Here is a 9,219-nt window from a genome sequence, read left to right on the forward strand (position 1 = left end):
CGCCGACGCACGCCGACACGTTCACTCGGGGATGAGCGCGCGGGCGACGGCCGCGGTGCCGAGCAGCCCCGCACCGGTCAGCAGGAAGATCCCGGACGTGCCCACGCCTGCCGTGGCCGCACTGAGGACCGCCGGGATGGCCGACTGGCCCAGCCGGTTGGCGCTCAGCCGCAGGGCCAGCCAGGTGGACGTCGTCCCCGCGGGGGCGGCCAGGGTCACGATCGTCATCGACAGGGGCTGGCCGATGCCGAGCGCGAAGCCGCCGACCACGAGGCAGGATGCCAGCAGGACCGGGTGCATCGGCACGGCGATGAGCCCGACGGCGAGCCCGGCCACGCAGGTCGAGGTCGCGACGAGACGGCTGCGCCCGAGACGGGCGGTCAGCCGCGACAGGCGGAGCCGCGACACCATCGTCGCCACCGCCCGGACGGTGAGCAGGACGCCGACCAGGGAGGACGGGATGTGCCGTTCGACCCCGATCGCGGGCAGGTAGACCTGGATCAGGTCGATCGCGGCGAGGACGAGCATGCTCAGCAGCATCGCGCCGGTCATGGTCCGTCTCGTGCCGGCGGGCACGCGCAGCACCTGGCCCCAGCTCGGCGTTGGCGCCTCGACGGTGGACGGCCGGGCGCCCTTGGGGCGCAGCGTGAGAGCGACTGCGATCATGCCGACGCACGCGGCGGTGTAGGCGAGCATCAGCAGCCTCGTGTCGGGCAGTACCGCGCTCCCCCCGATGCCGGCGAGCACGAGTGGCGCCGCGGCCTGGCCGAGCGACCCCGCGAACGTGAACGTGCCGAACGCCGAGTCGAGGCCGCCCGGCCGACCCCGTCCCGTCCTGGCGACCATCGTCTGCTGCCCGATGACGCTCAGCAGGTGGCCGAGCCCGACGACCGCGTTCCAGAACAGCAGCTCGCCGAGGTTGGCGGCGGCGAACAGCAGGCCGGCACCCGCCCCGACCATGACCCCGCTGCCGATGACCAGGGCCGGCCACTCCCGGCCCCGGTCGGTCCAGCGCCCGACGAAGACGGCGACCACCAGCGGCAGGAGGGCGAAGCTGGCCGCGATCAGCCCGACGAGCCCCGGGTCGACGCCCAGCTCGATCGCCCGGTAGGCGGAGGCCGGCCGCACGATGTACGCGGCGAGCTGGAGCAGGAAGGCCTGCGCCAGGATCCCGGCACCGGTCCGGCTGGGCCTCGGCGACGGCACGACACCCCCTCTGGTCGAACCACCTGGGTGACCGGACCGGTATACCCCCCGGTCAGGCGCCCAGCAGCCCCCGGATGTCCTCGGCGGACAGCGGCGCCGCCATGACTCCGCCCTCGTCGACGACCCGGGCGAACAGCTCGCGCTTGCGCTCCTGCAGCTCGAGCACCTTCTCCTCGATGGTGTTCTCGCTGACCAGCCGGTAGACCATCACCGTCTTGTCCTGTCCGATCCGGTGGGCCCGGTCGACCGCCTGGGCCTCGACGGCCGGGTTCCACCACGGGTCGAGGACGAAGACGTAGTCGGCCTCGGTCAGGGTCAGCCCGGAGCCGCCGGCCTTGAGGCTGATCACGAAAACGGGCGCCTGACCGTCGACGAACGCCGCGATGCGCTTGGGCCGGTCGCGGGTGCGGCCGTCGAGGTAGACGTGCTCGATGCCCTCGGCCGCCAGGCGCTCCCGCACGATCTTCAGGAACGAGGTGAACTGGCTGAACACCAGGCACCGGTGTCCCTCGCCGAGGACCGAGACGAGCTGTTCGAGCAGGGCCTCGACCTTGCTCGAGGGGATCTTCGCCGAGGCGTCCGGCTCGACGAGGTGTACGTCCAGGCTGAGCTGACGCAGCTTGGTCAGGGCGCGCAGGATCGCGATGCGGTTGCGGTCGACGTCGTCGAGCAGCCCGAGGATCCGCTGGCGCTCGCGCTGCAGGTGCCGGTCGTAGATGCGCCGGTGCTGCGGGCTCAGGCTCACCGGCACGACCTGCTCGATCTTCGGTGGCAGGTCCGGTGCGACGGCCTCCTTGGTCCGACGCAGCAGCAGCGGTCGGATGCGCCGCCGGAGGGTGTCGAGCAGCTCGGGGGACGAGCCCGACTCGATGGGCCGGCGGAACAGCTCGCCGAACTTCTCCGGGGTGGGGAAGAGCCCGGGCGCGACGATGGACAGCAGCGCCCAGAGGTCCATCAGCGAGTTCTCGAGCGGCGTGCCGGTGATCGCGAGCTTGAACGGCGCCGGGAGCCGGCGCACGGCGGCATACGTACGGGCTCGGTAGTTCTTGACGAACTGGGCCTCGTCGAGCACGAGGCCACCCCATCGGCGGGCGCGGAAGCCGTCCTCGTCGATGCGGAAGATCGCATAGGAGGTCACGACGATGTGCGCGCCCGCGGTCGACTCGGCGACCGGGGTGTGACTGCGCCGCTCGGTCTCGGTGACCGTGACGACGTCGAGCTTCGGTGCGAACCGCGCGGCCTCGCGAGCCCAGGTCGCGACGACACTCGTGGGTGCGACGACGAGCAGCGGAGCCTCGGGGGTGAGGCTGCCCTCCTCGCGGGCGCGTTCGGCCATCGCGAGGGTCTGCAGCGTCTTGCCCAGACCCATGTCGTCGGCGAGGATGCCGCCGAGCCGGTGGTCCCAGAGCAGGGAGAGCCACTGGTAGCCGTCGAGCTGGTAGGTGCGCAGCTCGGCATCCAGACCGGTCGGCTGGTCCGGCCGCGGCAGCGACTCCAGCGACAGCAGCGCGCCGACCGACCGCTGCCACCGCTCGCTCTGGTGCGACACGACGCCGAGGGCGACCAGCTCCTCCCAGAGGCCGGCCTGGTAGCGGTTGATCCGCAGCTGGTCGGGCTCGCGGTCCTGCAGCGCACGGGCCTCCTCGAGGATGCGGCGCAGGGCGGTCAGCTCGGGGACGTCGAGGGAGAACCACGTGCCGTTGTCGAGGATGAGCTCCTCCTGCCCGACCGCGAGGGCGCTCAGCAGGTGGGTGAGGGGGACCTCGTGCCCGCCCACCGTCACCGCGACGCCGAGGTCGAACCAGTCGAGCTGCCGGCCGTCGGCGGCGGTCTCGCCGGAGCTCACCTCGAGACCGTCACCGGCCGGCTCGGCGTCGGGCTCAGGATCAGGGTCGTAGGTGGCGACCGACACGAGCGGACGCTCGAGGCTCTCGACGTAGTCGAGACGGGTGCCCGTGGTCGTGACGTCGATGTCGGCGCGCGTCTCGAGGACCGGCAGGACGTCGCGGACGAAGCGCACCGTGTCCATGCCGGTCAGCTCGGGCTCGACCACGACGGCCGGGCGCTCCAGCCCGGGCCGCGGGACCAGCAGGCCCGCGACCGTGCCGAGGACGGCCAGGCCGGCGACACCGGCCAGCAGCGCCTCCTCGGCCTGGGCGTCGCGCGCCACGGCCGGGCGCACCGGCCCGGCGCCGGACGCGCCGGGGCTGACGCCGGCGAGGGACGCGGCAGCGGGCGCGTCGAGCAGGGCGACGTCCACGGCCTGCTCGCCCACGCGGTACCGGAACGTCCAGTGCAGCGTCGTGCGGTGATCGGGGTGGAAGCTCACCGCGAGCGCGAGCCGTGGTGGCGGGATGTCGGGCAGCTCGACCGTCCCGTCGCTGGACCGTACCTCGGCGTGCTCGCGCAGCAGCGGGTAGTAGTGCGTGAGGAACCGCTCGACGTCGGCTGCGGGGACCCGGACCTCCGGTGTACGCAGCACGAGCTCGGTCATCGCCTCGCTGAGGGGGGCTGCCAGCCGGGCCAGCACGAGCGAGCCGTCGGAGTGGGCGAAGGCCCCGTGCGGGGGTGAGCCGACCAGGGCGACCGGTGCGTCCACGCCCGGGAGCGGCACGGTCGCGCGCAGGTCCAGGTCGTTGCCGGCCGACTGCGCCAGGTCGAGCAGGACCCGCACCGGGCGGGGGGCCAGACGCACCGGCACCGCTCCGCGATCGCCGGCCACGAGGGTCACCCCTGCCGCTTGGGCGTCCTCGAGCAGACGCCAGAAGGACGGCCCGAGGGCGGCGACGTCCATGGTCTGGCTGGACGAGTACGAGTAGTAGGACCGCTGCGGTCTGCTGCGGTCCAGGGACTGGAAGGCGCGGACCGCGCGCAGCTGGGCGGGGTTGCTCCCGCGTGCGCGCAGGCCGTAGTCGAGGTCGTTCCAGCCGATCCCGCTGCGGACCCAGCCACCGTTGGCGCCCGCGGCGGCGGGTCGGATCGTCAGCTTCGGTGCGTCGGGCCGGCCCTGGTGCGGCTTGGCGGGGCCCACCTGGAAGAGGAGCGCCAGGGGCGTGCCCTGCGAAGTGCCCACGCTGTCGCGGGGCTCGACGACCGGCCGTAGCAGGCCCTCCCAGGCCGACGGCCGCGCCGGAGCACCCGTGGGCCGGCGACCGTTCGGCGCACGGCCGCCGCCGCGCGCGTGGGGACGCTCCAGCAGGGTCTCGCGAGCCGCCAGGACGGTGGCCACGACATGCTTGCAGTCGGCCGAGACCGGGCAGGTGCAGCTCGAGGACCACTCGATGCCGCCGGTCTCGGCGATCGCGGCAGGATCGTCGGGCCACTCGAGACGCACGGTCGTGGTGTAGAGCTGCGGGCCGCTGCCCCTGACCCGGGCCATCACGAGGGTCCCGCCCCGGCCGGCCATGACCTGCCTGACCCGCCCCTGTCGGTGGTAGGACCGCCCCCGGTCGAGCGTCGTCGGGTCGAAGCTCGCGTGCAGGTGGTCTGCGTCGAGGAAGTCGAGCCATGGCAGCGTGGCGGGTGTGGGCTGAGCGGTCACTGGTGTCCTTCGGACGCTCGGGGGATCCTTCGTCGGAAGCCTACGAGCCGGGCCCGACAATCCGGCGGAGACCCTCCGAAGGGCCGGGCATCGCATCGGGGCCCGCGTTGCGACGAGGGTGCCCTTCGTCCGGCCCGCTCACCGCCCCCGCCGCCCGCCTGCCGGACCGGCGCGACGGGCACGAGGAACTTTTCTGAAATCAATTCTAGAAAAGTATTGCTTACCTGCCGGTCGGTCAGTAGCGTCGTGGCACGGCATCGTCAACCGGATGACGAGGCCGGTCGACGAGGACGAAGGGCGACTGCCATGCACGTGCAGCACTCATCCCGCGCGGTGGTGGCACCCCGCGGCGACCTCTCGGGCGGTCTCGCGACCGAGCACGCACCCGGCGGTATGGGCGCCGGCAACCACAACGCCATCCACCGGGCCCGGCTCGACGGTCGGCGGGGCACTCCCGCCCCGGCCTTCGCGACACTCGCCCCCGACCTCCAGGAGGTCTTCGCATGACCACGACCGACCGACCGGCCCTGCTCAAAGTCAGCGTCGGCGCAACCCTGCTGATCCTCGTCCTGGCCGAGGTGGTGGCCGCCTTCGAGACGACCATGGCCATCCAGCTGCTCTACAGCCCGGGTGACTTCTTCACCACCGACCTGGCCCTGCTCGTCTGGATCGTCACCGCGTACTCGCTCGTCGGTGCGCTGGCCACCGGCTTCGTCGGCCGGCTCGGCGACCAGCTCGGGCGCCGCAAGGTGCTCATCGGGGTACTCGCCCTCTCCGCGCTCGGCTCGCTGATCAGTGCCCTGGCACCGAACTTCGGCGTCCTCGTGCTCGGCCGCGCCCTGCAGGGCGTCAGCGCCGCGGTCCTCCCGCTGTGCTTCGGCATCATCCGGGCGACCTTCCCGAGCGCACGGGTGGCGACCGGCATCGCGGTCGTCGGCACCTCGGCGCTGCTCGCCGGGGCCGGGGGGATGCTCATCGGCGGACTGTTCCTCGACCACGCGAGCTGGCACTACATCTTCTGGTCCGCCGCCGCCTTCGCGGCCATCGTCGCCGTCCTCGGTGCGGTCTTCCTGCCGCGCGAGCCGCGCGAGTCGCTGGCCCGGGCGAGCCGGGTCGACTACGTCGGCGGCCTGCTGTTCGGCGGGTCGGTCGCGGCAGCGCTGTACGGCCTGACCATCAGCAAGGAGCGCGGCTGGACCGACTCGATGGTGCTGCTGCTCATCGTCGGCGGCCTGGTCGGCCTGGCGGTCTGGGTCGCCTGGGAGCTGCGGGTGACCGCACCGATGATCGACGTGCGGATGTTCCGCAACCGCAAGTTCTCCCTCGGCATGCTGGCCACCGCTCTCATCGCCGTCGGCCCGGTCGGCATGACGAACATCATCGTCATCACCCTCTACCGCACCCCGAGCATGATCCCCGTCCCGGGCGGCGACCCGATCAACCTGCCCGTGGGCCTTGGTCTCTCGGCCACGATGGCCGGTGTGCTCGGCTTCGTCACCGCCGGGGCGTCCTTCGCGACGGCCCCGATCATCGGGCGGATCTCGACGCGGTACGGCGCTCGCACCGGCCTGATCATCGGCTCGGCCATGATGATCATCGGGATGCTGGTCGTGGCCGTGGCGCCCACCAGCCTGACCGTCGTGATCTCCGGCATCATCGTCGTGGTCCTGGCCACCGGGTTCCTCTACCCGGGCATGCCGATGGTCATCGTGGAGTGCGTCCGGCCGGAGGAGACCAGCGCCGCGACCGGCGTCAACGCGGTCACCCGCACCGCGTTCATGGCCGTGGCCGCCTCGCTCGTCGCGATCCTGCTGTCGGTGGCGCCGATCACCCTCGGCGAGCACGGGTTCACCTCCCGTACCGGCCTGAACGTGGCCCTCGGGGCGTGCATCCTCGCCTGTCTCGCGACGATCGTCGTGGCTGCGCTGATCCCCGGCGGTGGGGCCGAGAAGGATGCTGCGACCGGTCCCTCCGGGAGGCCGACCCGGACGCCCGAGGTGACGAGGCCCGAGGTGACGCGCCCCGACCACGCCACCTCGGCGGTGACGGAGCCGGCATGACACCCGCGACGACCACGCGTGACCTGCTCGACGCTCGGGCCGGCGACCCGCACCCGGGGCTGCTCTTCGAGGAGTCCGCCTGGAGCTGGGACGAGTTCGTCACCGAGTGCCGCACGAGGGCGCACCTGCTGCTCGACCTGCGCGACCCGGGCCGGCCCTTCCACGTCGGGGTGATGCTCGAGAACCACCCCGATTACCTGTTCATGATCGGCGCCGCGGCTTATGCCGGGGCCACCGTGGTCGGGATCAACCTGACCCGGCGCGGCGAGGAGCTGGCCCGGGACGTCCGCTTCACGGACTGTCAGCTCCTCGTCACCTCGACGGAGCTGGTCGGTCACCTCGACGGCGTCGACTGCGGTGTCCCCGCGGCGCGGACGCTGCTCGTCGACACGCCGGGGTATGCCGCTCGGGCGGGCCGCTTCGCCGGTCTGGCCCGACCGGACGTGGCAGCGGCCGGCGACCCGCAGACCCAGCTGCTGCTGATGTTCACCTCCGGCTCGACCGGTGACCCGAAGGCGGTCGTCTGCACGACCGGGCGGATGTGCCGCACCGCACAGGTGCGGCACATGGGGCTGGGTCGCGACGACGTCAGCTACAACGCGATGCCCCTCTTCCACGGCAACGCGCTGTTCGCCTGCTGGGCCAACCCCTTGCTGACCGGGGGCACCTTCGCGCTGGCTCGGCGCTTCTCCGCCTCCCGGTTCGTCGACGACCTGGTCCGCTACCGGGCCACGTTCTTCAACTACGTCGGACGCTCCCTGTCCTACGTCCTGGCACAGGCCGAGCGGCCGCAGGAGCGGCAGACCTGCCTGCGCGCCTGCTACGGGACCGAGGCGTCCGACGCCGACCGGCGGGAGTTCCATCGCCGGTTCGGCATCTGGCCCACGGAGTCGTACGGCGCGAGCGAGGGCGGCCTGTCGATCGCCCGCACCGAGGACTCACCCCCCGGATCGTTGGGCCTGCCCTACCCGGGGGTGGACGCCGTGGTGCTCGACCCGGTGACGCTGCAGGAGTGCCCGCGCGCCGAGCTCGACCCGTCCGGCCGGGTGCTGAACGCCGAGGTCGCCATCGGCGAGCTGGCGAACCGCACCGGCGCCCGCGGGTTCGAGGGGTACTACCGGAACGACGAGGCGACCGCCGAACGGGTCCGGGGCGACATCTTCCTCACCGGCGACCTCGGCTACCGGGACGAGGCGGGCTTCTTCTACTTCGCCGGACGCGGCGCCGACCGGCTGCGGGTCGACAGCGAGAACTTCTCGTCCGTCCCGGTTGAGCGGATCCTCGCGCGCCACGAGGGAGTCGTCCTCGCCGTCGTCTACCCGGTCCCGGACGAGCGGACCGGCGACCAGGTGATGGCGACCCTGCAGGTGACCGAGCCGCATCGCTTCGACCCGCGGCGGTTCGCCGACTTCCTCGCCGTCCAGCCCGACCTCGGCACGAAATGGGCGCCGCGCTACCTACGCATCACCCACGAGGTGCCGGTGACGGCGACCCGCAAGGTGAACAAGCCGGTGCTGCGTCGAGAGGCCTGGGAGGCCGACGACCCGGTCTACCACCGCCCCGGTCGGGAGCTGGCGTATGTGCCGCTCGACGTAGCGGCCCGCGCCGGGCTGCACCGTCGCTTCGTCGAGCACGGCCGTGGCCACCTGCTGCCCGTGCCGGACCCGGTGCGCCGGGAGGAGCCGGTATGACCGAGGGCCTGACCCGGCCGGCTGACGAGCGTGTCGAGTGGCACTGCAGGTGGGGAGGGGGCGGGCGTGCCGACCGGTGCGCCTATCCTCGGTGTCGATGACCGAGAAGCCCGACGCAGCCGCGCTGCACGACGCCGTCGAACAGGTCCGGGTACTGACCGACTACCTCGTCCGGCTCGACAGTGACACGACGATCGCGCCCGTCGTGGCGCAGCGGCTGGCGGAGCTGGTGAGCCTGGTCGCACCGCACGTGCGCACTCCCGAGGAGATGGTGCTCGGCAAGGGCCTGACCCCGGAGCGCTACCTCGACCGGTCGCCGGTGACCGGTGACCTCAACCCAATCGCGCCGCCCCTGCACTTCGCGTTCGGCCAGGACGGGCGCGCCTCGACGACCGCGACACTGGGCCTGCCCTACCAGGGTCCGCCGGGGCGCGTGCACGGCGGGTTCGTCGCGACGCTGCTCGACCACCTCATGGGCTGCGCTGCCGCGTCGGCGAGCCCGGCCTGGTCCTACACCCGCACCCTGACCGTCGACTACGACCACGGGGTGCCCCTGTTCGAGCGGCTGGTCGTCAGCGGCCAGGTCGAACGGGTCGAGGGCCGCAAGCTGTGGGTCACCGGCGAGATCACCTGCGCGGGCACCACCCTGGCCCGGGCGCACGGCCTGTGGGTCTCGCCGCGCGACGGCTTCGGCCGGGTGACCGACGGATGGCCGGAACCT

General features: G+C 72.6%; 6 protein-coding genes. 4 read left to right on the top strand and 2 right to left on the bottom strand.

Annotated features, from left to right (window positions below; all coding sequences use genetic code 11):
• Nucleotides 1-21 precede the first annotated feature (21 nt).
• Both WMI84_RS14700 and WMI84_RS14705 read right to left on the bottom strand, forming a co-directional pair.
• A complete protein-coding gene (locus tag WMI84_RS14700; protein WP_347354440.1) occupies nucleotides 22-1,206 on the bottom strand; it encodes an MFS transporter in 1,185 nt (394 codons plus the stop codon).
• Nucleotides 1,207-1,258: 52 nt separating this feature from the next.
• The gene (locus WMI84_RS14705; protein ID WP_347354442.1) at nucleotides 1,259-4,747 is read right to left on the bottom strand and encodes a DEAD/DEAH box helicase; all 3,489 of its coding nucleotides are present in this window, start codon (nucleotides 4,745-4,747) and stop codon (nucleotides 1,259-1,261) included.
• A 306-nt stretch (nucleotides 4,748-5,053) separates the two neighbouring features.
• On the opposite strand from WMI84_RS14705, the gene WMI84_RS14710 reads away from it, so the two are divergent.
• From WMI84_RS14710 to WMI84_RS14725, 4 genes are all read left to right on the top strand, one after another.
• Nucleotides 5,054-5,254: a hypothetical protein gene (locus tag WMI84_RS14710; protein WP_347354444.1), complete on the top strand. Its 201-nt coding sequence runs from the start codon at nucleotides 5,054-5,056 to the stop codon at nucleotides 5,252-5,254.
• Nucleotides 5,251-6,807, top strand: a complete 1,557-nt coding sequence (locus WMI84_RS14715) for an MFS transporter (protein ID WP_347354446.1) — start codon at nucleotides 5,251-5,253, stop codon at nucleotides 6,805-6,807. Before WMI84_RS14710 ends, WMI84_RS14715 begins: the two co-directional genes overlap by 4 nt.
• A complete protein-coding gene (locus WMI84_RS14720; protein ID WP_347354448.1) occupies nucleotides 6,804-8,498 on the top strand; it encodes an AMP-binding protein in 1,695 nt (564 codons plus the stop codon). Before WMI84_RS14715 ends, WMI84_RS14720 begins: the two co-directional genes overlap by 4 nt.
• 97 nt (nucleotides 8,499-8,595) lie before the next feature.
• Nucleotides 8,596-9,219, top strand: a 624-nt coding sequence (locus WMI84_RS14725; RefSeq protein ID WP_347354450.1) for a PaaI family thioesterase, incomplete at its 3' end; no start/stop codon positions are given.

The organism is Intrasporangium sp. (genome assembly GCF_039812505.1).
Lineage (GTDB): Bacteria > Actinomycetota > Actinomycetes > Actinomycetales > Dermatophilaceae > Intrasporangium_A.